Genomic DNA, 23,498 nt, shown 5'->3' with positions numbered 1-23,498 from the left:
GTGCGGGCCGGCTCGTCAAGGGGTGGGGGGCGCCGGTCGGTCGTGGGACGGGGGGTGCTTGGGGGCGGGGACCAGGACTTCGGCGCGGAACTGGAGGCAGTCCGCCGCCGGGTTGTCCCGGGTGCATTCGAGCATGTAGCCGAGATAGCCGCGGGCCGTGTCGAGTTGGTTCATCTGGGCCTCGATGGCGGCGATCCTCGAGGTGACGGTGTCGCGCCAGTTGTGTGTCGCGGTGCGGCCGGCCAGGACGGCGGCTATCTCGTCGAGCGACATCAGTCCGGTGTCGCGCCACAGGCGGATCAGCGCGATCCGGTACAGATGTTCCGCGTCGTAGTAGCGCCGGCCCGCCCGGCGGTGCGGTGTGATCAGCCCCCGGCGCTCCCAGTAGTGCAGCGTCGAGATCGGCAGGTCGAAGCGGTCCGCGACGTCGCCCACCGCCACCAGGGTGTCCCTCATCCCCTCAGTTGACCTCAACCCGGGTTGAGAAGGCAAGGTCGATTCCACTCGACCCGGTCCCGGGCGCGGATGTCCGCGCCGGCCCCGAGTCGGTCTGCCACGCGCACCTCGGGAGAGCCGATGAGAACAGCCCGCGACACGAGTACGCCGCCGACCCCGATCGGCGAGCGGGCGATCCGGCGCCGGGAGCGCCTGGTGCTGGTGCTCGCCTGCGCGGTCTCGTTCGTGGTGGTCCTGGACGCGACGATCGTGTCCGTGGCACTGCCGGACATCCGGGTCGATCTCGGCTACTCCCCCGCGGCGCTGCCCTGGGTGGTGAACGCCTACACGCTCGCGTTCGCCGGGTTCCTCCTCCTCGGCGGGCGCTGCTGCGACGTGTACGGGCTGCGCCGGAGCCTCTCCGTCGGGATGGCCCTGTTCACCGCGGCCGGTCTCGTCTGCGGACTGGCCACGTCGCCGGCGGTGTTGTCGGCGGCCCGCGCGGCGCAGGGCCTGGGGGCGGCGTTGTCGATGCCCGCCACGCTGTCCGTGCTCACCGCGACGTTTCCGGAAGGGCCGCGTCGGGCCCGGGTGTTGGGCACCTGGAGCGCGGTCGGCGGGATCGCCGCGACGGCCGGGCCCGTGCTCGGCGGGGTGCTGACCCAGTGGCTCGGGTGGCGCTGGGTGTTCCTGGTGAACGTACCCCTGGGGATCGGCGCCGTGGCCGTCGGCCTCGCCGTGCTCGCGCCGCATCGGCGCGGATCGGGCGGGCCCAGCCGGCTCGACGTCGTCGGCGCGCTGCTGGCCACGTCGGGGCTGGTGGCGGTGGTGTTCGCGGTGATGCGCTCCGAGGCGGTGGGGTGGGCGGATTCGTCGGTGTGGGCCGTGTTGACGGTCGGGGTGCTGTTGCTCGGCCTCTTCCCGATACATCAGGCCCGGTGGGCCGCCGACCCGCTGCTGCCGCCGGGGTTGTTCCGACTGCGGTCGGTGCGCAGTGCCAACGTGGTGATGTTCCTGGTGGCGCTGGGCTTCGTCGCGACGCTGATCGTCCTGTCGTTCCACATGCAGTACGTACGCGGTTACCCACCGCTGCGCGCCGGATGCGGATTCCTGCCGATCGGCCTGGGCATGATGGTCGGGGCACGCACCGCCGGGCCACTGAGCCTTCGGTTCGGCCCGCGCCGCGCCGTCTCCGCGTACTGCGCCCTGGGCGCGGTGGGACTCGCCGCGCTGGCGGCGTCCGCGACCGCCGCCGGGCACGGCTCGTACTGGTGGGCCGTCGCCGTCCCGGGCGTGCTGTTCGGGCTCGGGACGGCGGCCGCCTTCACGCCGATCACGCTGGCCGCCACCGCGGGTGTCCCGCCCGCCAGAGGCGGTGTGGCGGCCGGGCTGCTCAACACCGTCCGCCAGGTCGGCGGCGCCGTCGGGCTGGCGGTCCTGAGCACGATCGCCTCCGCCGTGACGGGCCCGGACGGCGACGAGGGCCGACCACCCACGCCGCAGGCCCTCGCCGACGGATACGCGGCGGCCCTGGCGGTGGCGGCCGGCTGCGTGGCCGCCGCATCGGTGGTGGCCCTCGTCGCGATGCCGCGAAGCACACGACCCCTCGCGGACCGGACGCGGACCTCGGGCGCCTGAAGGCCCGTTCCACACCAACCCGATCGACACCCACCCCGCGACCCCCGGGAGCGCTTGATGCCGACAATCCGAACCCCCGTCACCACCGACCGGGCCGACACCCTCGCCCGTCACGCGGCCGCCGCCCACGACCTCCCCTCCGCCGCCCTCCCCGACCCTGCCGAACTGGCCGAGAACCTCGACCGGGCCGAGCGCTGCCGCGCCTTCGTCCGGGACACCCACGACGCACCACGCGACGCGACCCTGGGAGGGACCCCGTGACCGACGACCCCGCCACCACCGCCATTCCCCCCGCGCCCGGCATCGCCAAGCCCCCGCACCACCTGACCGTCGCCGAAGCCGCGGCGGCCATCGCACGACGCGCCCTCTCCCCCGTCGAACTGGCCGAAGCGATCCTCGACCGCATCGCCCGGGTGGAACCGGCCGTCGCCGCCTTCGCCCACCGCTACCCGGTCCACGAGGTGCTGGCCCGGGCCCACGCGGCCGAGGCGCTGCTCCGCGACGGCCGCCGAACGGGCCCGCTGCACGGCATCCCGGTCGGGATCAAGGACAACTACCTGACCGAGGGCAAACCGACCGAGAACAACTCCCGCGTCCACGCCGGGTACATCCCCGACCACGACGCGACCGCCGTACGGGCGCTCAAGAACGCGGGCGCCGTCATCCTGGGCAAGACCCACACCGCCGAACTGGCCCTGGGCGACCTCCCGCCCACCCGCAACCCCTGGGATCCGTACCGTGTGCCCGGCTACTCCAGTGCCGGCTCGGCCGCCGGCGTCGCGGCGGGCGAGTTCCCGCTCGGCCTGGGCTCCGACACCGGCGGCTCGATCCGCTGGCCGGCGGCGTGCGTCGGCGTCAGCGGCTTCAAACCGACCCGCGGCCGCATCGACACCTTCGGTGTCATGCCGCTGAGCCCGAGCCTGGACCACGCCGGAGTCCTCGCCGCCGGCGCGCTCGACGCGGCCCTGGCCGTCGACGTCCTCACCACCGGTCCCCGACGTCGCGACCTCGCCGACCGCCTCGAACAACTCCCGGCACACCACCCCCTGCGCGGCCTCACCGTGGGCGTCCCCGCCGCGACCGACTACTTCCGCGGCGTCCCCGACGACGACCAGCTCACGGCCTTCGACGCGGCCTTGGACATCCTGCGCCGACAGGGCGCCACCCTGCGTACCGTCGTCACCCGCCCCGTCCCCGCACCACTCGCCGACATCGACGACCTGTCCCACCCGATCCTCCTCACCGAACTCGCCGCCCCCAGGATCGACGAACTCGCGCGCCGACCCCTCGACTTCGGCCCGGTCATTCGCGCCCGCATCGCCGTCGGGGCGGCCATCCCCGCCGACGACTACGCCGCGACCCGACACGCGCGCCGTATCTGGTCCCGCCGATTCCTCGAACTCTTCGACGACATCGACGTCTTCGTCCACCCCGAGGACGAAATCGCCGCCCCGACCGCCGATTCCGGACACACCGACCCGCCGCCCAAGCGCCCGTCGAGCGGCAACAAGTGGCGTCCCTGGAACCTCGCCGGCGCCCCGAGCATCTCGATCCCGACCGGCTTCGCGCCCGCCTCCGGCATGCCCCTGTCCATGCAATGCGCGGCGGCCCCCGACAACGACGCGGCGGCCCTCGTCATCGCGCACGCCTTCCAACTGGCCACCGACTTCCACACGCGACGCCCACCCCTCGAGGGCTCGGCACGATCGCGGTGAGCGGCGGGGCGGACGGCGTGACGTACGCGCCCGCCCCGCCCGTTCGGCGAACCCGGGTCAGCCGGCCGCGGGAGGCTCGACCCCGCCGGCGCCGGCGGGCACCCGTGGATCGCCCGCCTGGTGCCGCCGTACGGCGGCTTCGGTGGGCGTGGTCGCCGTCAGCCACAGGCCGGTGAGCACGGCGCCGATCAAGGTGACGACGCCGGCCACGAGGAACGCGCTGTTCAGGCCCGCCTCGAACGAGGCACCGTCGGATTGGCGCGTGCGCACGACGGCCCCCAGCACGGCCACGCCGAGCACGGCGCCGATCTGGCGTGTGGTGCTGCTGATGCCCGCGGCGAGCCCTCCCTCCTGCGGGTCGACGGCCTGGATGGCGGCGCCGGTGAGCGGGGACATGGTCAGGGCGAAGCCGATCCCGACGATCGCCAGTCGCCACCACACGTTCCCGTAGCCGGTGTTGGCGTGCACGAAGCCCAGCGCCAGCAGCCCGAGTCCGGCCAGTGTCAGGCCGGCCGTCACCACCACACGAAAGCCGTATCGGGCGGCGAGCCTGCCCGCGAACGGGCTGACGACCACCATCGCGAGCGTGGCCGGCAGGGTCTGCAGGCCGGCGCGCACCAGCGAACTGCCCTGGACGTACACGAAGAACTGGGAGAAGAAGAACGTCGAGCCCATGAGCGCGAAGCCCACCACGACCATGGCTGTGTTGGACACGGTGAACAGTCGCCGGCGGAACAACCGCGGCGGCAGTACGGGGTTGGCGCGGCGTCCCTCGACGACGCCGAAGACGACCAGGACGACGAGCGCGGCGGCGAAACCACCCAGGATCGGCGGCGACGTCCAGCCGCGGGCGCCGCCCTCGATCAGCGCATATGTCAGCGCCCCCACGCCGAGGACCGACAACACCGTCCCGGGGATGTCGATCGCGGGCGCGTTCGGATTGCGGGATTCGCCCAGGAGACGCAGCCCGGCCGCCAGGAGCAGCACGCCGATGGGCACGTTGATCAGGAAGATGGCGGGCCACCCGAAGGCGTCGGCCAACAGGCCACCGGCCGGCGGGCCGGCGGCCAGGCCGATGCCGCTGAATCCGGCCCACAGTCCGATCGCCTTCACTCGCTCCTGCGGAGCGGGGTGGGCGGCGACGAGCAGGGCCAGCGACGCCGGGCTCAGCGCGGCGGCGCCGACGCCCTGGAGCACCCGTCCGGCGAGCAACCAGCCGACCGAGGGCGCCATGGCGCACATCAACGACGCGAGGGTGAACACCGCCACGCCGGACAGGAACACACGTTTTCGGCCGAAGCGGTCGGCGAACACGCCGCCGGACAGCAACAACATGGCGACCAGCAGCACATAGGCGTCGACGATCCACTGCAGGCCGGTCAGTTCGGTGTGCAGCCGCTCCTGCATGTCGGGCAGCGCCGCGCCGACGATCGTGTTGTCGAGCAGCACCATGAACTGACCCGCGCAGGTCATCGCGAGCAGTGCCGTCCGGTTCGATCGACCGCCTGCGGCCACAGGCAATGCAGCCATGCTCGTTCCCCCTTCAGCCCGGTACGACCGGGTACGACCGACTCGCCGACATGAAACGCTCCGGCGAGACTCACAAACGCAGGCTTCGACTGCGTTAGAGAGGACTGTAAAACGAACCCACTCGCTAAAGCAAGAAACAGCTGCGTTAAGGTGAGCGGATGGATGAGCCACGGATGGACGAACCGCAACGAGCCCGACGGCCCGGCGGGCGCAGCGCCCGCGTCCGCGCGGCGGTACACCAGGCCGTCACGGAGCTGGTCGGCGAACGCGGCTACAGCGGCTTCACCGTCGGCGAGATCGCGGCCCGCGCGGGCGTGGCCGACACCAGCATCTACCGCAGATGGGGCAACCTGGAGAACCTGCTCGCCGACGTGACGAACGCCCGTCTCACCGCACGGTCGCCGATGCCCGACACCGGAAGCCTGTCCGGCGACCTGCACACCTACGCGGCCAACGTGGCCCGCGAAATCACCGGCCCCGACGGCCCGGCGGTGCTGCGCCTGACCATCGCGCTGTCCGACATGGACGAACAGGGCCTACGGGCGCGCGACGACTTCCTCGCCGAGCGCTCCCGGCAACTGCAGTCGATGCTCGACCGTGCCGCCGAACGCGGGGAAGACCCACCCGACGCGCTCGACGTACTCGACCACGTCATGGCGCCGATGTACATCCGGGTCCTGTTGGGGATCGGCGCACTCACTCCGGACTACATCGACGGGCTGGTCGACCGATTGTTGTCATGACCCGCCGCCACTCGGGCGACCCCCCGCGACCGACCCGGTCACGAATCGACCCACCCCGCCTCGCCCACGGTTCGCCGCACCTCCTGGTCGGACCGAAATCGGCCGGGCGTACACCCGATCAGGCTCTTGAAGGTGCGGACGAAGTGGGGCTGATCGTGGTACCCGGTCTCCGTGGCCGCCTCCGTCCACGACAGCCCCGCGTCCTGCAGTCGCAACGCCGCGCGAAGGCGCAGGACTTGGGCCATGGACTTGGGCGACGTGCCGACCTGCTCCCGGAAGCGCCGCTCCAGGCGCCGTACGCTCCAGCCGGCCGCGTCGGCCAGATCGTCCACTCGCGCGCGTCCGTCCACACGCACCAACTCCCGCCAAGCGCCCACGACTTCGGGGCAACCAAGCGGACCCTCCCGGAGCCGGGCGGCGAGCAGTTCCTCGATCAACCCGAAACGGCCGGGCCAGTCGGGGCATTCGGCCAGGCGTTCGTCGAAGTGCCGCCCTCGCGTGCCGAACAGGTGCGCGGGGTCCAGCGGGCGGTCGACCCACTCGGCCATCGGGAGGGCGCAGATCCGGTAGGCCGCGAGCGGCGTCAACAGCACGGTGACGCCCGTCAGGACACCGGTGTGCTCGCCGATCACGGCCTTCGTACAGCCTCCGGTGACCATCGAGGTGCCGGACACGAAACGCCGCGGATCGATGGCGTCGACCACCCGCACCGGTTCGCCGAACCCGATCATCAACCTGACGACGCCGTCCGGCACGACCAACCGGTGCCTGGTGCCGAGGGCTCGGAAGCGGAATCCACGCAGGCCCAAGACGTGTCCGCGCAGTGCCGGACCCGCCCGTCGGGACACGAACTCCCCCGCCTGCGCGCCGTTCGCCGTCGGGCCTGCCTCGGCGCCGACGGCACCCGTCGTGCTGGTACCACCGCGGGCTTCGGGACGCCTCTCCCCCGACGGTCGGCCGGCTTCTCGCATATCGACACACGGTATCGCTTCGGTCACCGCACCGACGAGCCCGGAATCGGACCGTCCGCCCGCCCGAACGCGGCACGGCCCCGCCGTGACGTATTCGTGCAATACACGCGCCCTCCGACCCGCCACCCTGGGACTCGGGCGCGGCGATCCCGCACCGCCGGCTCCCCGGCCGCGCATCGGCTCGGGGGCGGGCCGCGGACGGACGAAGGGGTACCGACATCGCCGCGCCGATCGATGGGCTGCCCGTCGACGGGGGGCGGGCAGCACCGGGGGGAAGGGCGGCACCGGGGGGAGGGCGCCGCCCGCGCCCGTGTCGCCGGTCCGGCCTCCCCGCCGATCCGCTCTCGGCGACGCGACGCGACGCGACGGGGCCGGACCGGCGCTCGCGACCACTCGGGAACACCACGACGCCCTCGGACGCGCCAGGGTCCTCGACCCTGCGGCGGACACGATCGCCACCTCGTGCGACGCCGCGCCCGATCCGCGGGGCCGCTGCCCGGGCCGAGGCACCACCCATGCCTCGGCCCGGAGCCGCGCTCGCACCCCGGGCCTCCGGTGGGCAAGCACCGGGCGGCGCGGCCCATCCGCGCCCGATACGGAGGCGGGCAGCCACGACGCCACGGGCCGCCCACCCGAAAACACGCCGCCGGGCGTCAGGGCACCGTGACGACGATCTTGCCGCGTGCGTGGCCGAGGGCGCTGACGTCGTGCGCCGTGGCGATCTCCTTCAGCGGGAACACCGCGTGCAGCGGGACGGTGAGGCGGCCCCGATCGGCCAGCTCGGCCGCCAGTGGCAGTCCCGCCCACCCCGGCGACTCCCCCGCCTCGGAACGGGAGAACCGCACACCGTGCCGATCGGCGTCGAAGTCCGCGATGGTCACCACGCGATCCGGGTCGCCGGCGATGGCAACGAGGTCGGCGAGAGAGCCCTTGCCGGCCGCGTCCAGAACCACGTCGACCCCGCGCGGAGCCAGCGCGGCGACCCGATCGGCCAACCCCGCCCCGTAGCCGACCGGTACGACGCCGAACTCCTCCAGGAAGCCGTGGTTGCCCTCGCTCGCGGTGCCGATCACGGTGAGGCCCCGGGCCCGGGCGAGCTGCGCCGTGATGGTGCCGACGCCGCCGGCGGCGCCCTCGATCAGCAGGGTCATGCCCTCGGCGGCGGCCAGCGCCACCAGTACCCGCGTGGCCGTGTCGATGTTGCCCGCGGCACCACCCGCCTCCTCGAAGGACCACGACCGCGGCTTGGGCGCCCATGCCTCCAGCACGGCGTACTCGGCCGCGGCGCCGCCCTGATCCACGAAGGGAACGAGACCGAACACCGCGTCCCCCACGGCGGTGCCGATCACCCCCTCCCCCACCTCGTCGACGATTCCCGCCGCATCCACGCCCGGCGTCCGGGGGAAGTCCGAGGGGACGAAGTCCCGCAGCCTGCCCGAACGCAGGTACCAGTCGGCCGGGGTGACACCGGTGGCCCGCACCGCGACGCGGACCTGCCCGGGCCCCGCGTGCGGCTCCTCGACCTCCTCGACGGCGAGAACCTCGGAACCGCCATAGCGGTGATATCGCACGGCAAACACGGTCAACCTCCGTACACATGCCCGTCGTTCGGCGGGGGGGAGTTCGCGGCCGCGCACCTCCGCGGCCGACGATCGGCCGCGCGACACCACGGCACCACGTCACGCTAACCCGCCGAACGGTCGACCCCTTCCGTTCGTGCTTAAGTGGGAGACATGCCTTCCCGACCGTCTCGGAACGCCTCTCCCACCGCCTCCGAAACCCCCGCCACGAGCCGGAGGGCCGACGCCCGGAACAACCGGGCCCGGCTCCTGCGAGCCGCCCGCGAGGCGTACGCCCTGGACGGCACCGACGTGTCCGCCGGCGCGATCGCCCGCAGAGCGGGCGTGGGCGCCGCCACCCTCTACCGGCACTTCCCGACCCGCGGCTCGCTGATCGCCGCCGCGTTCTCCGAACAACTCGCCGGGTGCCTCGCCGCCGTCGACGAGGCCCTTCGGGACGACGATCCCTGGCGCGGACTGCGCACGGCCCTCACCGAGGTCTGCATGATGCAGGCCCGGGACCGGGGGTTCAGCGCCGCGTTCCTCGCCGAATCCCCCGACGCGCCCGACCTGCGGCGCGAACGCGTCCGCGCCGAGGCGGGCCTGGCCCGGCTGGTACAGCGGGCGAAGGACGCCGGACAACTGCGCCGGGACTTCGACGTCAGCGACGTCACCCTCCTGTTCCTGGCCAACAACGGCGTCCTGCGCGACTCCCCGGCGGCCTCCGTCGCCGCGTCCCGCCGCCTGCTCGCCTACTTCCTCCAGTCCTGCCACCCGTCGGCCGACACACCCCTTCCCGCCCCCGCCCCAGTCCACTTGGACGACCTCTACCGGAAGGCCGAGCGCGGTTGAAGGCCGCGGGGTCGGGGCGGGGGTGCCGTGCGGCGCGGAAGCCCCACGGCACGGAACCCAACCGCAGTTCATCGTCACGCCCGCGTAGAACACGTGGCCGCGGTACGGGTCGTCGAAGACCTCGAAGACCTGTGGCGCGTCGGCCGGTTCGCAGGAGTAGCGGCCGTCCGTGCGCGCCGAACCCTCGGCGTCCTCGATCGCGCTTCGAACCGCGATGTCGGCTGTCGGACCCCTGCCCGCGCCGCAGTACGGCGCCGCCCCGCGCGCCATCGCCGGCGCGGCGGCGGACAGCAGGGCGGCGGTCGACCCGGCCACGAACAGGGCGCCCCGGGTCGGCCGCGTGGAAGTTGTCGCCATCGTCGATCCCCTCCCGATTCCGGCGGGGCTCCGACGGTCAGCGGGGCCCGGACTCTCCGTCACCTACACGGACGGCCGGTGGCGGGGGTTCACCGGGCCGACGTTCACCCGTCCGGGTCCGCCCACCGGTCCAGGAGCGTCGCCGGGTCGTCGTCACCGGGCGGCGGGATGTACCGCGCGCCCGGGGAGGCGTGTGCGGGCGGTGTGTAGGAGCCGCGATCGATCAGGCGGCCGATGTTGGCGCGATAGATCTCGTCCACGTCGGCATGGCCCGTCGGATCCCGGTCGAGCCACAGATTGGCCGGGTGCACGGGGTCGTCGTACATCCGGCGGAAGAGTTCGGTGCGCAGGTCCTTCAGCCAGTTGGAGTTGAGGTTCATCACCCGGAATCGGCGCAGTGCCTCGATGTCCACGATGCCCGCGACGAAGCTGTTCGCGCCGGAGACGGTGTGCCCGATCACGGCGCCGAGGTGGTCGACGATGTGCGAGTGCCCACCGCCGATGTCGTACGGGTGCCGGGCGTCGGGAGTCACGTACACCGGGCCGACGTTCGGGCAGACCATGTACAGGGAGTTGAAGTGCGCGTGGGCCCGGTTCTGCAGGAGCCACGTGCCGCCGGGGTCGGGGCCGGCCTGGGTCATCGGCACCGCCTCGCTGGGGCGGTACACCACCTCGGCGCCGTTCAGCGCCAACGCCCGTACCGCCTCCGGGTATTCGCCGTCGCTGCAGCAGATCGTGCCGATGTTGCCGATGTCCGGGGTGCGCAGGACCGGGTAGAAGGCGTCGATCCCGTCGCCGAACACCTCGACCCAGCGATCGTAGACGTCGTGCGGGGTGCACGAGCGCTCGCGGCACCAGACGTGGTTCTTGGCGGCGCGGTGCACGATCTCGCCGTCGGGAGAGATCACGAACAGCACGTTGAAGTAGCGATCGGGCACGATCTCGGGCCAGCGGGCCTTGCACTGGACGACGAGGTAGGTGCCGTAGTGGCGGGCGAGGGCGGCGAGGCGGTCGGTCTCGGGGCCGGGGATGTCGATGAACAGGTCCCGGGCCGCCCGGACGTGCGGGAGGTCGAAGATCTCGTCGGTGAAGCCGGTGAGCGCGCCCTCGGCGAGCGCGATCAGCTTGACCGGCATGTTGATCCCGATGGTCGAGACCGCGGCGTGGATGGCGTCCTCGATCGTGTCGAGGTTGCGGGTGATGTGCCGGCGGGCGCCGATGCCGTGCACGATGGTCGACAGTCCGACGGCCATGTACGGCGCGACCGGTTCGGGCCCGCTCACGCGCCGCACCAGTCGATCGCCGCGAGCGCGTAGGTACGGGTCGCGCAGATGATCTCGTCGACCGCGCAACGTTCGTCGTAGGCGTGTGCCATGGCGAGTTCGCCCGGACCCAGGCCCACGGTCGGAATGCCCGCGCGGCAGAGCCAGGTGGAGTCGGTCGCGGAGGGGAACGCCTCGATGCCGGGCCGGGCCGCGTATCGACTGTCGTGCCCGGCCAGTTCGCGCGCGCCGGCGACGACGTTGCACAGCGGATGGGTCGGGTCCACGCGCGAGCCGGGATAGCACAGTTGCCACGTGACCACGGGCGGGTTGTCGCGCAGCCAGGGGTCGGTGGCGGCGACGTGCGCGATGTGGCTCTCGATCTCCTCGCGGATCGTTTCCTGTTCCTCGGCCGGCGGGTGGAACACCGCGTAGACCATGCTCATTTGGTCCGGGATGAAGGCGCCGCTGCGGGAGTGCCGGGCGCCGCCGTCGAGGGCGCCGGGGGCGATGGTGAACTGTCCGGGTTCGAAGAGCGGGTCGAACTTGGTGATCGCCCAGTCGTGTTCGAGGCGCCGCAGGGCCTCGTGGATCACCAGTCCCCGGTCGATGGCGCTGACCGCGATCGGGTCCCGCGTGCCCTGCCCGCGCAACATGCGCCCGCGCATCGACGAGTGCGCGCTCTTGCCGACCACGTCGACCTGCATCACCAGCACGCCGGGGGTCGCGGCCATCACGGTCAACGGCCGTGCGGCGCCCGTGGGTTCGGCCACGATCGCACCGTCGGCGGTGTAGCCGCGCGCGAGCACCGCCGAGGTGCCCATGTGGTGTTCGAGGTTCTCCTCGCCGACCACGGCCTGGAGGATCAGGTCGCCGCGCAGCCGCACCCCGGCCTCGCGCAGCGCGCGGGCCGCGAACGCCTGCGCGACCAGGCCGCTCTTCATGTCCGCCGAGCCGCGGCCGTGGATCCACCCGTCCTCGATCGCCCCGTCGAACGGGTCGCCGGAGCGCCACGCGGCGGGGTCGCCGGGCGGGACGACGTCGACGTGGCCGTTGAGGATCAACGAACGGCCGCCCCCGGTACCGCGGATCACGCCGACCGCGTTGTCCCGCCCGGGGTCGACCGCGAACACGTCGACCTCGGCACCGACGTCGGCGTACACGCCCGCCAACAGGCGGGAGACCGCGCCCTCGGCGCCCACCGCGTCGGCGTAGTCCTCGCCGGGGAAGGTCGGCGTAACGCTCGGAATGCGGATGGCCGCGGCGACGGTGGCCAGCAACTCCTCGCGCAGGCCGTCGATTCGGGTGAGCACCTGCTCGTGTGCGGTCATCGGCCGTTCTCCGTTTCGGGTTCGTCGCCGGCGTCCGCGAGGTCGCCGCTGTCGTGCACGGTGCGTCCGCCGAGGAGGGTGCGCAGCACCCGGGTGTCCGCGAGGTCGTCGATGTCGCAGCGCGAGGGGTCGCGGTCGACGATCGCGATGTCCGCGTGGTGACCGGGTACCAGTGCTCCGATGTCCGGCCAGTCCAGCACCCGGGCCGCGCCGGTGGTCCACATCTCCAGTGCCTGGGCGCGGGTGAGGACCTGGTCGGGACCGGCGTTGCGGTGCCCGGAGCCGGCGAACTCGTGGGTCTGGGCGAGTTTGATCTGCTCCCAGGGGTTCTTCGGCCCCCAGTCGGTGCCGCCGCCGAGGTCCAGGCCCGCGTCGAGCAGTCGGCGCAGGGGGACGAGATCGCGCCATACGTGCTCGCCCATACGCTCCCCGTACATCCGGCCCTTGCCCCACGCGAAGCCGACCGACGTGGTGACCTGGAATCCGAGCGCGCGGTAGCGGCGGACCTGGTCGGGGGTGATGGTGATCGCGTGTTGCAGGATCCAGCGCCGATCGCGGAAGTCGTGTTCGCGAACCACACGTTCCGCGATCGCGAGGAAGTCGTCGTGCTCGCGGAAGGCGCCCAGGCACATGTTCGCGCGGATGCCGCGCTCGGCGCAGAACCGGACGAACAGTTCCTCCTTCTCCAGGGACAGGAACCGAACTCCGCGGGTGGGTCGCCCGAACGGGTCGGGGTACGGCTCGTGTGTCGCGAAGAAGCCGGAGAAGCACGGCCCGCCCGGACTCATGGTGATGCCGTCGACCCGCAACAACTCGTCTTCCCGCTCGGCCGGTTGCGCGGTCAGCCGTTCCAGGCGGGCCCCGAAGTCGGCCGTGCTCAGCGGCTCGAACGGGGTGAAGATGACCGATTCGATGTCGGGCGCGGTCAGCACGCGGAAGGTGAGCAGCCCCTGGGCGCGCAGGTACCGGTACACGTCGATGTGTTCGGGTTCCATCGCGTGGCCCTCGTACACCGTGGTCACCCCGCGCGCGGTGAAGCGGGCCATCTCGTCGAGGGTGCCCTGGACGGCGCGGGCGGGGTCGAGCGGGGGCAGCTTGCTCAGGATCTGGGACCAGAACGGGTCGTACGTGTAGTAGTTGGTGACCGGTCCGCGCAGGATGCCGGTGAGTTCGCCGTTGTCGTCCTTGTCGATCTCGACGTCGCAGACACGGTCGGGGATGAAGGCGCTCAGCCCGACGGCGCGCAGTCCCGCGGTGTTGAACGCCACCACGTTCGGCATGCGCGGCGCCCAGGCCTGGATCAGCACGGGATGGTCGGCGGTCGCCGCGTCCAGGGTGTGCCGATCGGGCAGGCGCCGTTCGGCGAGGTCGGCCGACGAGCGCCGGACGAAGTAGTGCGGTTCCCCGACCGGCGTGCACATGATCCACTCGCCTGCGGGCGTGTGTGCCGCGTGCTTGCGGATCCGGGCCACGATGTCGGCGTGGTCGACGGCGTCGGTCAGGTCGACCAGGCCCGCCGCCAGGCCGCCGAAGTGCAGCACGTGCGGGTGGGTGTCGATCAGGCCGGGCAGCACGGTCGCCCCGGCGACGTCGATCGTACGCGCGCCCGGGCCCGCGAGGCTCGCCATGTCGCGGGCGCCGCCGGTGGCGAGCACCCGCCCCGCTTCCACCACCAGCGCCTCGGCGTCCGGCGCGGACGGATCGAGGGTCAGTACGTTGCCACCGGTGATGAGTGTCCTGGCCATCCGCTGCCTCCGCTCCGACCGGCGGGTCCGGTCATCGGGTGAAGGTAGGCGGGGACGCGGCGGGGCACATCGATCCAACGGTTGACACCCGACCTTGACCTCCCGGTTCGGGCGCGGTTAGGTTCGACCTGCCTCCCTTCGACCTCCTCGTGTCGATCTCCTCCGGTCGGCCTCCTCCGGTCGATCTCTTCTCGACCCTTCCTTCGGACGAAGCGGCGGCCCCATGCATCCCGGCAGCACACGCTCCACCGTCGGCCCGCGAAGCGTCACCGAGTTCAAGGCGCGGACGATGGACTTCCTGGCCGAATCCGTCACGGCGACCGGGATGGTCTTCTACTCCGTCGACGCGGGCCTGAACGCGGTCGACCACGTCTTCCGGGCCATCCCGCCGGTGCGCAATGTCGGCTACCTGAGCCACTTCCATCGGCTCGATCCGTTCCATCCGAGGCGGTTCGCCGCGTCGGACACCCCGCTGGCGACGGTGTTCGACCTGGGGGAACGGTTCGACGCGTCGGACTACTACCGGCACTTCATGCGTCCGCTCGGGATTCGCTACGAGGCCGAGTTGTACCTGCGCCACGAAGGCCGGCTCGTGGGGGGCGTGTCGCTGTTGCGGGACGCGCACGAGGGCGATTTCACCGCGCGCGAGCTGCGGTTTCTGCGCAAGGCGCACCCCTATGTCGAGTACGCGTTCGGGGCGTGGCGGCAGCCGGCGGCCGATCCGGCCCCCGAGGCGGCCTGGGAACTGACCGCGCGCGAGGTCGAGGTCGTCACCCTGCTGCTCGACGGTGCCACGAACGCGGAGATCGGCCGGGTGTTGTCGATCGGCGTGCCGACGGTCAAGAGTCACCTTCAGCACATCTTCGACAAGACGGGGCTGAGGTCTCGGGGCCGGCTCCTGGCCCACATGTTGCGGGATCGGCCGGGGACGGCGGATCGGGCGGGGCGCTGACGACGGGAGCGGTGCCGAGGGCGCGCGCCGGCCCGCCGCCTATCCGTGGCCGGCGCAGTGGCGCAGGATCGCGGGGCGCAGGCGGGTGTCCTCGAAGTCGTCGTCGGGTGAGGCGAGTTGTTCGAGAACGAGGCCGTTGAGCAGGGTGAGCAGGTCGGCGGCGGCGGCCTCGGGCTCGGCCGCGCCCACCGCCGCCAACCGCGCGGCCAGGGCCTCGCGTTGTACCGCCCCCCACTCCTCCAGGGCGGGGCGCAGCTCGGGTCGGCGGGCGACCTCCAGGAACAGCTCGAACCGGGCGATGCTCGCGTCCCGATCGCCGGCGACGGTGTCCGCGGTGTAGCGGGCGAGCCGGGCGGCGAACTCCCGCGGGTCGGCGGTGGCCGACCGTCGCAACACGGTGCGGATCTCGTCGATCTGTTGGGCCGCGAGGCGGCGCAGGGCCTCGTCGAGCAGTTGTTCACGGGTGCCGAAGTAGTAGCGGGCGGACCCGTGGGTGGTGCCCGCTTCGACCGCCACGGCGCGGTGCGTCACCGCCCGGGCGCCGTCCCGGGCGAGCAGGCGGACGGTGGCGTCGAGAAGGGCCTCGCGCCGCGCCGCGCCGCCGGCCGACCGGGGTGCTCGGACGGGAGTGGACATGGGGGCCACCCTAGTTCCTCGGCAAAGTTTTCTCCATTCGGAGAAAAGTGCTGCTACGGTCGTCGCGAGGAGGCAGGAGAGGAGGCGGGCAAGGAGGCGTGTCGGACGAGTCAGTCGTCGGCGGTGCCGAGCGGAGTACGCCCCCGGATCGGGTGTGCCCGAAAACGGCGTTCGGCGTGCGAACGGTTCCGGAACCGGGCGGTGATCACCGCCCGGCGGTCGGACGCGGTCAGATGCGGTCGGCTGCGATCAGGAGGTACTGGAAGGAGCCGTTCCGGTAGGAGTTGAGGAAGGCATCCTCGATACCCGTGGTGAGCGAGGACGTGGCACGCAGTTCCCAGTAGGGCAGCGTCGCGGGGGTGAGGTCGATGATGGCCTGCGGGACGAAGCGGTTGTCGGCCATCGCCCGCAGGTATTCGCGGCGCGAGTGGATGTTGCACTCGAAGTGGGCGTTGATCTGGGACACCCACTTGGAGGGTTGCCCGTAGACGGGGTTCCAGCAGCCGGTGATGGTCACGTACCGGCCGCCGGGGGCGAGGATGCGGGCGTGTTCGGCGAAGAGGTCGTGCAGGTCGACGTACATGCTCGACTCGTTGTTCCACGAGGCCTGGGCCTGTCCGCTCGCGAAGGGCATGTCGAGCATGTTGCAGACATGGGCGCGCACGGAGGCGTCGATGTCGAGTTCGCGGGCGCGCCGGTTGGCGAACTCGGCCTGCTTGGCGGAGAGGGTGACACCCTCGACCGAGCAGCCGAAGCGGTGATGGGCCATCACCATGGAGCCGCCGCGACCGCAACCGGCGTCCACCAGGCGGGCGTCGCGCCGGATCGGCCCGAGGTGGTCCAGGAGCAGGTCGGCCTGCGCGGACTCCAACCGGTGCAGTTCGGCGATGAGCTTCGTCTCGCGTTCGCCGCCCTGGAAGCCGGCGAACGCGGAGTCGTCGACGGCCCCGATGCCGTAGTGGTGGTGGTAGAGGCCGTCCACGTCACCGAGGCGCAGGTTCACCGGCCGCGCCTCGTGATCCCAGTAGCGGGCGATGTCCCCCTGGTAGGGCGTCGCCGGGCCGGGGATGGTCACCGAGATGGCGGGTTGGGCTGTCTGGGTCACGATGGGTCTCCTCTTGGTTACCAGAAATCGGGCAGGCCGTAGCGGTAGGTGTTGGTCTGGTGCCAGTGGTGGTTGCCGTCGACCCACACCGCCACCCCGCGCAGGAAGCGGGCCACCTGGGGCACGGGACAGGCGAGGGCCAGCGCGGCGGCCTCGGCCTCGAAGGCGCGCATCAGGTCGTTGTGCACCTCGATGGCCTTGAGGAAGGCTCCGCGCTCGTCGAGACCCTCACGTTCGGCGAGCACCACGGGCAGGTTCATGTGCCGCCCCGGGGCGGCGAGTTCCTTGGTGTACGAGTACAGGTCGTTGACGATGGTGGTGGCGTTGGAGGCCAGGGCGATGACGCGCTGCATGGCCGGCTGCGCGTGCAGGTCGGCGGGCAGTTCGTAACCGCCGACGGTGTCGGTGATGGTGGGGCACGGGCGGAAGTTGTTGAACTGCCGCATCGCCAGGTACTCCCACACCTCGGGCACGTACTCCGTCTGCGCCCAGGCGGCCTCGGCGAGGTAGCCCAGATGCAGGCGGGCCATGTCGTGCCGGAACCGGTCGGCCCGGGAGGCGCCGGCGAGCCGGAGGAAGTAGTCCATGGCGGAGCGGTACGCCCGCCGCGGGGCGTCGATCCGCAGCGACTGCGCCCAGGAGCCCTGGTACTCCGGCGTGGTGTGCACCGGATCGAGGGCGGTGTGCGCCATGAGGAGGCGCCCGCCCAGACCCACCGGCGAGCCCCCGTGGTCCTCGCAGTAGCAGTCGTCGAGCACGTTCTCCGCGGCCATCAGCCGGGTGGCGACCATCAGGTGCTCGATCGTGGGGGCGTCGGGGTGACACGCGACCATGTACCTGCCCAGGGAGAAACCGTCGAACTGGTCCTCCCACTCGGGCGGGAACAGCGCGACCTCGTCCACCGCCCAGTCCTTGATCCGGCGGCTGACCTCCGCCACGCGCACCTCGTCCGGCTCGGCCACCGGGTGGTAGTACAGGCCCGGAATCTCCCGGCACGGCGTCGCCGGCCGTGCGCGCTGCGCCGGTTGCAGGCCCGCCGTACCCAGGCCGCTCGGGCCGCGCAACGCCCGTTCCCATACCTCGCGAGCCGCGACGTCCCGGGTGCCGGCGTCGGGCGTTTCGGGCTCGGCCACCGGGTGGTGGGACGCGGGGCCTTCCCGGGGCGGCTCCGGCGATTCCGGGCGCCGCGCCGCGTACAGGGCGGACGTACCGAGGCCGCTCGGGCCGCGCAGCACCCGCGCCAGGACCTCGCGCGCCGGGTCCGGATCGCCCCGGGCGCCGTCCTTTTGCACCGCCTCGGGCACACCGTCGTGCGGCACGGGGGGCGGGGCACCCCCCTCCGGGACGGAGTCCTCCGCACACGTCGCCTCGTCCGCGCGGCACCCGTCGGCCTCGGGCGCGTCGCGGAGTGCGGCGGGCGCCGCCACGGCCCGTGGGCCCGGCGTCGGCACCGGATGGAGCGAGTGATCGAGCATCCGTGACTCCTTGGGTGATCGGATGGGGCGGTGATCGGATGGAGCGGTTTCGTCGAAAGCAGGATCCGCGGAATCAGGATCCGCGGAATCCGGGCGCGTATTGCCGGACCCCGAGCGCAGGGGAATGCACGACCGGTGGTCCGGGAAACGGCGGAGATCGAATTCCCGTATCCGGTCGGTGGGGCCTCCCGTGGTGTCGGGCCCATGTGGTTGTGGAGGTGCTTCTCGTCTGCGGCGGGCCGAAAGGGAGGATCCTCGGAGGACGTCCTTTTCGCATCCGGGAACAGGTTAGGGCGACTCCCCGATTCGGCGAGGAGGAGGGGTCGATTGTCATTCGATATAGTGAACTTCCGGTCGCATGTTTGCCGCGCGCACACAGTGGATGACCTGCGTTTTTCGCGTCTCCGAGCAGGTTCCGTCCCGGCCGATCGGGCCTGCGTGGGCACTCCGGCGAACCCGGCCGGTCTTCGGGGATCCGCCGGTTTCGATCCGGTGGAAAACGGGTGATGCGCGGCAATCCGGAAGTGCGACGAGGGATTCCGCTTTCCTGCTTCGCGTCGGGGCGAAAGCCGAATTCCTCCCATGAATGGCGCCGGCGTGTCCGATCGGCCGAATTCGGTTTCATTGCCGTGCTTCGGGCGCCTCATTCACTCTTTCGGGTAGTAGCAGATTCACCCTCGTTGTTGTCAGGCTGTTCCCGTCTGCTCCAAGCTCGGGAGGAAGAGGCTCTTCATGTCGGTCGACGCAAATCCGCAGCCATCCGCGGATCGGGAACGGGAACAACAGAGCCTTGACACCGCGGCGGCGCGGAACCTGGCGACGACGACCAAGTCCGTTCCGCAGATGCAGGAGATCAGCTCCCGGTGGCTGCTGCGGATGTTGCCGTGGGTGCAGGTGCGGGGCGGTACGTACCGGGTGAACCGGCGCCTGAGCTACGCGGTGGGCGACGGGCGGGTCACCTTCGTGCAGACCGCGGGCCGAGTCGAGGTGATCCCGGCCGAACTCGGTGAGCTGCCGGCGCTGCGGAACTACCCCGACGAGGCCGTGCTGACGGAACTGGCCCGGCGCTGCGAGCAGCGCGAATACCCGGCGGGCGCGGTGCTCGCCGAGGCCGGGACGGCCGTCGAGCGGGTGTTCCTGCTGGCGCACGGGCGCGTCGACCGGGTGGGGACGGGGCCGTACGGCGGTGAAACGGTTCTCGGCGCGCTGGCCGACGGGGCGTACTTCGGTGACGAGTGTCTGACCGCGGCGGAGCCGACCTGGGCGAGCACGTTCCGGGCGAGCACGGCCTGCACGGTGCTGGAACTGACCCTGGCCGACGTGCGGAACCTCGCCGAGCGGGCCGAGTCGCTGCGCGCCCATCTCGACGGCGTGGCGCGGATCCCGAAGCAGCGGACCAACAAGTACGGCGAGGCGGCGATCGATCTGATCGCCGGCCACGTCGGCGAGGCGGTCCTCCCGCACACCTTCGTGGACTACGAACTCGCGCCGCGCGAATACGAACTCTCCGCCGCCCAGACCGTGCTCAAGGTGCACAGCCGGGTCGCGGACCTCTACAACGGGCCGATGGACCAGACCGAGCAGCAGTTGCGCCTGACCGTGGAGGCGCTGCGCGAGCGCCAGGAGTACGAGCTGGTCAACAACAGCGAGTTCGGGCTGCTCGCCAACTGCGACCACAGCCAGCGCATCCAGCCCTACGACGGCGCCCCCGGCCCCGACGACATGGACGAACTCCTCTCCCGCCGCCGCGGCAACAAGTTCTTCCTCGCGCACCCGAAGGCGATCGCCGCCTTCGGGCGCGAGTGCAACGCGCGCGGTCTGGTCCCGGACTCGGTGGACTTCAACGGACACCGGCTTCCGGCGTGGCGCGGTGTTCCGATCTTCCCGTGCGGAAAGATCCCGCTCACCGAGCAGCGCACGACGTCGATCCTCTGCATGCGTACGGGCGAGGACGAGCAGGGCGTCGTCGGCCTGCGGCAGGAGGGCATTCCCGACGAGATCGAACCGAGCCTGTCGGTGCGCTTCATGGGCATCGACGAGCAGGCGATCATCTCGTACCTGGTCACCGCCTACTACTCGGCGGCGATCCTGGTCCCGGACGCGCTCGGCATCCTGGAGAACGTCGAGGTCGGTCACCGCCGTTGACCGAGGCGGGGACGAACCGCCTGTACGTCGTGTGCCAACGAGTGTGCGCTCGTCGCCAACGACGCACCGCGGACGTCGGGCCAACATGGGAGTCACGGTCGCCGCGCGGCCCGGTGGGCGGACAACGTGCACCGGGCCACCGGGAGCCGGTGATCGACATGTTGTTCCCGACCAACGCAGATAGGCAACTCCCATGAAACGTGCTCTCGTCGGTGCCTTCGTCGCCGTCACCGTCGCCACCGGCGGCATGCTCGCCGGCACCGGGACCGCCCTGGCCCAAACACCCTCCTCGGCCGCGGACATCACCGTCCATACCGAGGACGGTCGACAGGTCGCCGCCAAGCTGTGTAACACCTGGAAGGACAAGAACACCTTCGGTGTGCACTGCAACACCAACCGGGCCTACTACGCCTGGGCCAAGTGCAAGAACGGGCAGACCACCCGCGGCGTCGTGACCAACAGCGACCGCTGGTCCTACGCCTACTGCACGGCCATCGGCTCGCACCTGGACTACGGCAAGGGGAAGTGGGCGAACTGACCACCGGTCCCGACGGCGGCCCGTCCGGCCCGGCACTCGCCGGGGCGGGCGGGCCGCCGGCCACCGGCACTCGCCGATGACCGAACGCGACGGCCGAGGGTGGCGCTATCGTGGTCGACGGAGTGATGCCGACGCGCGGAGGTCCGGATGGCCGGGTTCGAATGCCTTTGTGGTCACGGACGTTCCCGGCACGGCGGGCCGCCCGAACGTCGGGGCGGGTGTCGGACATGCACGTGTGCGGAGTACGTGTACGCGGCCGAGGCCGTCGCGCGGTCACGCCTGTGCGCCGAGGGGCCGCTGCGGGAGGAGCGCGAGCCGCATCCGCTCTGCCCGCTGCAGGACCCCGACTGCATCGGCTTCCACCCGACGATCGGCTGGTAGCGCCCGCATGTCCGGATCACCGACGGGCGCCGCGAGTCGCGAGTGTATGGGCGTATGCCGAGAACGGAGGTGGTGATGGAAACTGCCGCGGACGCGCCGAACCACGCGCGGCGGATGGGCATCGTTCGATCCATGGTGGTTCGGGAACTGGGCTGGGACGACGACACCGACGACCGGATCCGCGCCGATGTCGAGGACACGATCGGCGGCGGGATGGTGGACGACGAAACCGACGAGGTCGCGGACGCCGTCCTGCTGTGGTGGCGGAACGGCGACGGCGACCTGGCCGGCGAACTCACGGATGTGGTGGGGTCCCTGTCCGACACGGGCGCGATCTGGGTCCTCACCCCCACGACGGGCAAACCCGGCCATGTCGACCGGAGCGAGATCGCCGAGGAAGCGCACGCCGCCGGCCTCGTGGTGGTGGCCGCCGTCACCCTCGGAGCATGGTCCGGCAACCACCTCGCCCGACCCGAACCACCCGGCGCATAGCGCTGGTTCGTCACCTTCGGGGGTGCGGCTCGCGCCACGGCCCGGCCGGCCGCTCGGGGGCGGCCGGCCGGGCCGTTTTCGGGGTGCGCGTCCGATGGACCGTCAACCCCGGTGCTCGTGCACCGTGTTGGTCTCCTGGATCTTCTTCCAGGACTTCGGCTCCGGTGATACGTCCGGCGTGGCCCGGGGCGTCAGACCCGGCTTCGCCGTGCTCGGTGCCGCCGCGCCGGCCGACCCCACCGCGGGCTTCGACGGCGTGAACAGCCAGGTGTTGAACAGTTCGGCCAGCGGCTTGCCGGAGATCCGCTCCGCGTACGCCTGGAAGTCCTGGACGGTGGCGTTGCCGTACCTGCGCTCGGTCGGCCAGCCCTTCAGGATTCGGAAGAACTTCTCGTCCCCGACGGCGTTGCGCAGCGCCTGCACCGCCACCGCGCCGCGGTCGTAGACCGCGCCGGCGAACTGCTGGTCCGCGCCCGGGTCGCCCGGCTTGATGGTCCAGAACGCGTTGTCGGCCGGGTAGAGGTTGTAGACGTAGTCGGCCAACTCCTGGGCCGTGCCCTCGTTTTCGTGCTCGGACCACAACCACTGCGAGTAGCGGGCGAAGCCCTCGTTGAGCCAGATGTCGCTCCAGCGCCGCACCGACACGCTGTCCCCGTACCACTGGTGGGCCAGTTCGTGCACCACGACGGAGGTGTTGGCACCGCGGGCGAACTGCGCGGGGCTGTAGAAGATCTGACCCTGCGTCTCCAGCGCGTACCCGGTGGGCACGTTGGGCACGTAGCCGCCGACGGTGCCGAACGGGTACGGGCCGAATCGGCCGCTGAGCCAGTCGACCAGCTCGCCGGTGCGCTCGACACTGGCCTGCGCCGCGCCGGCGTTGTCGCCCAGGTCCCTGCTGTACGCGGTGATGACGGGCAGTCCGCCGGGGGTGGTGTCGGTGCGGATGTCGAACTTGCCGATCGCCACCGTGGCCAGGTAGGTGGCCTGCGGCTTGGTCTGCCGGTAGTTGTAGCGGGTCCAGCCGGCCCGCGAACTCTGCGTCGAGGTGCCGTTGCTGATCACCTGGGTGCCGTCGGGAACCAGTACGGAGACGTCGAACGTGGCCTTGTCCGTCGGGTGGTCGTTGCTCGGGTACCACCAGGCCGCCCCCTCCGGCTCGTTGGCGGCGATGCCGCCGTCGGGCGTGCGCAGCCAGCCCGACACGCCGCCGCGCAGAACCGTGCCGGGCCGGTCGGCGTAGCGGACGACGACGGTGATCGGGCTGCCCTTGGTGATCACCCGGGCGGGGGTGATCTCCAGTTCGTGCTCACCGGTGGCGGCGAACGTGGCGGGGCGGCCGTTGACCAGCACCTCGTTCACCTTCAACACGAAGTCGAGGTTGAAGCGGGTGAGGTCCTGGCCGGCGGTGGCCAGGATGGTGGTGGTGCCCTCTAAGTCGTCGGTGGCGGGCTGATACTTGAGCCGGATGTCGTAGTGCGAGACGTCGTAGCCGCCGTTGCCGGCGGTCGGGTAGTAGGGGTCGCCGATGCCCGGGGCTCCCGGGCCGGCCTGGGCGGCGGCCGAGGCGGAGGCGGGGACGGACAGCAGCAGCGCGAGCGCGCCGGCGGCGGCGGAGACGGTCAGCCTCGTGCGCACA

The 23,498-nt window shown here is 71.7% G+C and carries 20 protein-coding genes; 9 read left to right on the top strand and 11 right to left on the bottom strand.

Features of this window, described 5'->3' with window-relative positions; all coding sequences use genetic code 11:
• Positions 1 to 15: 15 nt before the first annotated feature.
• The gene (locus EMA17_RS02355; RefSeq protein WP_126635148.1) at positions 16 to 456 is read right to left on the bottom strand and encodes a helix-turn-helix domain-containing protein; all 441 of its coding nucleotides are present in this window, start codon (positions 454 to 456) and stop codon (positions 16 to 18) included.
• A gap of 120 nt (positions 457 to 576) precedes the next feature.
• On the opposite strand from EMA17_RS02355, the gene EMA17_RS02350 reads away from it, so the two are divergent.
• Genes EMA17_RS02350 through EMA17_RS02345 form a run of 3 tightly spaced genes read left to right on the top strand, consistent with a single transcriptional unit; the run spans position 577 to position 3,788 of the window.
• A complete protein-coding gene (locus EMA17_RS02350) occupies positions 577 to 2,073 on the top strand; it encodes an MFS transporter (RefSeq protein WP_126635147.1) in 1,497 nt (498 codons plus the stop codon).
• A 57-nt stretch (positions 2,074 to 2,130) separates the two neighbouring features.
• A complete protein-coding gene (locus tag EMA17_RS51580) occupies positions 2,131 to 2,334 on the top strand; it encodes a hypothetical protein (RefSeq protein ID WP_160161284.1) in 204 nt (67 codons plus the stop codon).
• Positions 2,331 to 3,788 carry an amidase gene (locus EMA17_RS02345; protein WP_160161283.1) on the top strand — a complete coding sequence of 486 codons (1,458 nt, stop codon included), beginning with the start codon at positions 2,331 to 2,333 and terminating at the stop codon, positions 3,786 to 3,788. Before EMA17_RS51580 ends, EMA17_RS02345 begins: the two co-directional genes overlap by 4 nt.
• Before the next feature lie 57 nt (positions 3,789 to 3,845).
• Here the strand turns inward: EMA17_RS02345 and EMA17_RS02340 are convergent, their stop codons facing one another.
• On the bottom strand, positions 3,846 to 5,318 hold the full coding sequence (locus tag EMA17_RS02340) for an MFS transporter (protein ID WP_126635145.1): 1,473 nt from the start codon (positions 5,316 to 5,318) through the stop codon (positions 3,846 to 3,848).
• Positions 5,319 to 5,491: 173 nt separating this feature from the next.
• On the opposite strand from EMA17_RS02340, the gene EMA17_RS02335 reads away from it, so the two are divergent.
• On the top strand, positions 5,492 to 6,061 hold the full coding sequence (locus tag EMA17_RS02335; protein ID WP_126635537.1) for a TetR/AcrR family transcriptional regulator: 570 nt from the start codon (positions 5,492 to 5,494) through the stop codon (positions 6,059 to 6,061).
• A gap of 38 nt (positions 6,062 to 6,099) precedes the next feature.
• Here the strand turns inward: EMA17_RS02335 and EMA17_RS02330 are convergent, their stop codons facing one another.
• Both EMA17_RS02330 and EMA17_RS02325 read right to left on the bottom strand, forming a co-directional pair.
• Positions 6,100 to 6,909 (bottom strand): helix-turn-helix domain-containing protein, encoded by an 810-nt coding sequence (locus EMA17_RS02330; RefSeq protein ID WP_160161282.1) that lies wholly within the window; start codon positions 6,907 to 6,909, stop codon positions 6,100 to 6,102.
• 776 nt (positions 6,910 to 7,685) lie between these two features.
• On the bottom strand, positions 7,686 to 8,612 hold the full coding sequence (locus EMA17_RS02325; RefSeq protein WP_170222085.1) for an NADP-dependent oxidoreductase: 927 nt from the start codon (positions 8,610 to 8,612) through the stop codon (positions 7,686 to 7,688).
• A 153-nt stretch (positions 8,613 to 8,765) separates the two neighbouring features.
• Between EMA17_RS02325 and EMA17_RS02320 the strand changes: the two genes are divergently transcribed.
• The gene (locus EMA17_RS02320; protein WP_126635143.1) at positions 8,766 to 9,443 is read left to right on the top strand and encodes a TetR/AcrR family transcriptional regulator; all 678 of its coding nucleotides are present in this window, start codon (positions 8,766 to 8,768) and stop codon (positions 9,441 to 9,443) included.
• Positions 9,444 to 9,904: 461 nt separating this feature from the next.
• On the opposite strand, the gene EMA17_RS02315 is transcribed toward EMA17_RS02320, so the two are convergent.
• Genes EMA17_RS02315 through EMA17_RS02305 form a run of 3 tightly spaced genes read right to left on the bottom strand, consistent with a single transcriptional unit; the run spans position 9,905 to position 14,138 of the window.
• A complete protein-coding gene (locus tag EMA17_RS02315; RefSeq protein WP_126635142.1) occupies positions 9,905 to 11,083 on the bottom strand; it encodes a nitrilase-related carbon-nitrogen hydrolase in 1,179 nt (392 codons plus the stop codon).
• The gene (locus EMA17_RS02310) at positions 11,080 to 12,393 is read right to left on the bottom strand and encodes an ArgE/DapE family deacylase (protein WP_126635141.1); all 1,314 of its coding nucleotides are present in this window, start codon (positions 12,391 to 12,393) and stop codon (positions 11,080 to 11,082) included. Before EMA17_RS02310 ends, EMA17_RS02315 begins: the two co-directional genes overlap by 4 nt.
• The gene (locus EMA17_RS02305; RefSeq protein WP_126635140.1) at positions 12,390 to 14,138 is read right to left on the bottom strand and encodes an amidohydrolase; all 1,749 of its coding nucleotides are present in this window, start codon (positions 14,136 to 14,138) and stop codon (positions 12,390 to 12,392) included. The genes EMA17_RS02310 and EMA17_RS02305 overlap by 4 nt, the downstream gene beginning before the upstream one ends.
• Positions 14,139 to 14,361: 223 nt before the next feature.
• Between EMA17_RS02305 and EMA17_RS02300 the strand changes: the two genes are divergently transcribed.
• On the top strand, positions 14,362 to 15,090 hold the full coding sequence (locus tag EMA17_RS02300; protein WP_126635139.1) for a helix-turn-helix transcriptional regulator: 729 nt from the start codon (positions 14,362 to 14,364) through the stop codon (positions 15,088 to 15,090).
• 39 nt (positions 15,091 to 15,129) lie between these two features.
• On the opposite strand, the gene EMA17_RS02295 is transcribed toward EMA17_RS02300, so the two are convergent.
• The 3 genes from EMA17_RS02295 to EMA17_RS02285 form a co-directional block, all read right to left on the bottom strand.
• Positions 15,130 to 15,726, bottom strand: a complete 597-nt coding sequence (locus tag EMA17_RS02295) for a TetR/AcrR family transcriptional regulator (RefSeq protein WP_126635138.1) — start codon at positions 15,724 to 15,726, stop codon at positions 15,130 to 15,132.
• Positions 15,727 to 15,955: 229 nt separating this feature from the next.
• A complete protein-coding gene (locus EMA17_RS02290; RefSeq protein ID WP_246126391.1) occupies positions 15,956 to 16,831 on the bottom strand; it encodes a geranyl diphosphate 2-C-methyltransferase in 876 nt (291 codons plus the stop codon).
• 17 nt (positions 16,832 to 16,848) lie between these two features.
• The gene (locus tag EMA17_RS02285) at positions 16,849 to 18,306 is read right to left on the bottom strand and encodes a family 2 encapsulin nanocompartment cargo protein terpene cyclase (protein WP_371862948.1); all 1,458 of its coding nucleotides are present in this window, start codon (positions 18,304 to 18,306) and stop codon (positions 16,849 to 16,851) included.
• A gap of 732 nt (positions 18,307 to 19,038) precedes the next feature.
• Here EMA17_RS02285 and EMA17_RS02280 point away from each other — a divergent pair.
• The 3 genes from EMA17_RS02280 (at position 19,039) to EMA17_RS02270 (ending at position 21,862) form a co-directional block, all read left to right on the top strand.
• On the top strand, positions 19,039 to 20,451 hold the full coding sequence (locus EMA17_RS02280; protein ID WP_126635137.1) for a family 2B encapsulin nanocompartment shell protein: 1,413 nt from the start codon (positions 19,039 to 19,041) through the stop codon (positions 20,449 to 20,451).
• A 193-nt stretch (positions 20,452 to 20,644) separates the two neighbouring features.
• A complete protein-coding gene (locus tag EMA17_RS02275) occupies positions 20,645 to 20,989 on the top strand; it encodes a hypothetical protein (RefSeq protein ID WP_126635136.1) in 345 nt (114 codons plus the stop codon).
• Between the two features lie 456 nt (positions 20,990 to 21,445).
• Entirely contained in the window at positions 21,446 to 21,862 is a 417-nt protein-coding gene (locus tag EMA17_RS02270; RefSeq protein ID WP_126635135.1) for a DUF3052 domain-containing protein, read from the top strand.
• Between the two features lie 102 nt (positions 21,863 to 21,964).
• Here EMA17_RS02270 and EMA17_RS02265 read toward each other — a convergent pair whose 3' ends face one another.
• Complete coding sequence (locus tag EMA17_RS02265) at positions 21,965 to 23,497, bottom strand: M1 family metallopeptidase (RefSeq protein WP_170222084.1); 1,533 nt, start codon at positions 23,495 to 23,497, stop codon at positions 21,965 to 21,967.
• Between the last annotated feature and the right edge of the window lies 1 nt (position 23,498).

Origin of the sequence: Embleya hyalina, from assembly GCF_003967355.1 — a bacterium.
In the GTDB taxonomy this organism is placed as follows: Bacteria; Actinomycetota; Actinomycetes; order Streptomycetales; family Streptomycetaceae; genus Embleya; species Embleya hyalina.
Note: the sequence above shows the minus strand (reverse complement) of the source record. Positions and strands in the feature narration are given on the sequence as shown.

What these genes read in the sequence shown, in the direction of transcription:
- EMA17_RS02355 (WP_126635148.1), bottom strand. Translation starts at nt 456, where the DNA reads ATGAGGGACACCCTGGTGGCGGTGGGCGACGTCGCGGACCGCTTCGAC.
- EMA17_RS02350 (WP_126635147.1), top strand. Translation starts at nt 577, where the DNA reads ATGAGAACAGCCCGCGACACGAGTACGCCGCCGACCCCGATCGGCGAG.
- EMA17_RS51580 (WP_160161284.1), top strand. Translation starts at nt 2,131, where the DNA reads ATGCCGACAATCCGAACCCCCGTCACCACCGACCGGGCCGACACCCTC.
- EMA17_RS02340 (WP_126635145.1), bottom strand. Translation starts at nt 5,318, where the DNA reads ATGGCTGCATTGCCTGTGGCCGCAGGCGGTCGATCGAACCGGACGGCA.
- EMA17_RS02335 (WP_126635537.1), top strand. Translation starts at nt 5,492, where the DNA reads ATGGACGAACCGCAACGAGCCCGACGGCCCGGCGGGCGCAGCGCCCGC.
- EMA17_RS02320 (WP_126635143.1), top strand. Translation starts at nt 8,766, where the DNA reads ATGCCTTCCCGACCGTCTCGGAACGCCTCTCCCACCGCCTCCGAAACC.
- EMA17_RS02310 (WP_126635141.1), bottom strand. Translation starts at nt 12,393, where the DNA reads ATGACCGCACACGAGCAGGTGCTCACCCGAATCGACGGCCTGCGCGAG.
- EMA17_RS02305 (WP_126635140.1), bottom strand. Translation starts at nt 14,138, where the DNA reads ATGGCCAGGACACTCATCACCGGTGGCAACGTACTGACCCTCGATCCG.
- EMA17_RS02300 (WP_126635139.1), top strand. Translation starts at nt 14,362, where the DNA reads ATGCATCCCGGCAGCACACGCTCCACCGTCGGCCCGCGAAGCGTCACC.
- EMA17_RS02295 (WP_126635138.1), bottom strand. Translation starts at nt 15,726, where the DNA reads ATGTCCACTCCCGTCCGAGCACCCCGGTCGGCCGGCGGCGCGGCGCGG.
- EMA17_RS02285 (WP_371862948.1), bottom strand. Translation starts at nt 18,306, where the DNA reads ATGCTCGATCACTCGCTCCATCCGGTGCCGACGCCGGGCCCACGGGCC.
- EMA17_RS02280 (WP_126635137.1), top strand. Translation starts at nt 19,039, where the DNA reads ATGTCGGTCGACGCAAATCCGCAGCCATCCGCGGATCGGGAACGGGAA.
- EMA17_RS02275 (WP_126635136.1), top strand. Translation starts at nt 20,645, where the DNA reads ATGAAACGTGCTCTCGTCGGTGCCTTCGTCGCCGTCACCGTCGCCACC.
- EMA17_RS02270 (WP_126635135.1), top strand. Translation starts at nt 21,446, where the DNA reads ATGGAAACTGCCGCGGACGCGCCGAACCACGCGCGGCGGATGGGCATC.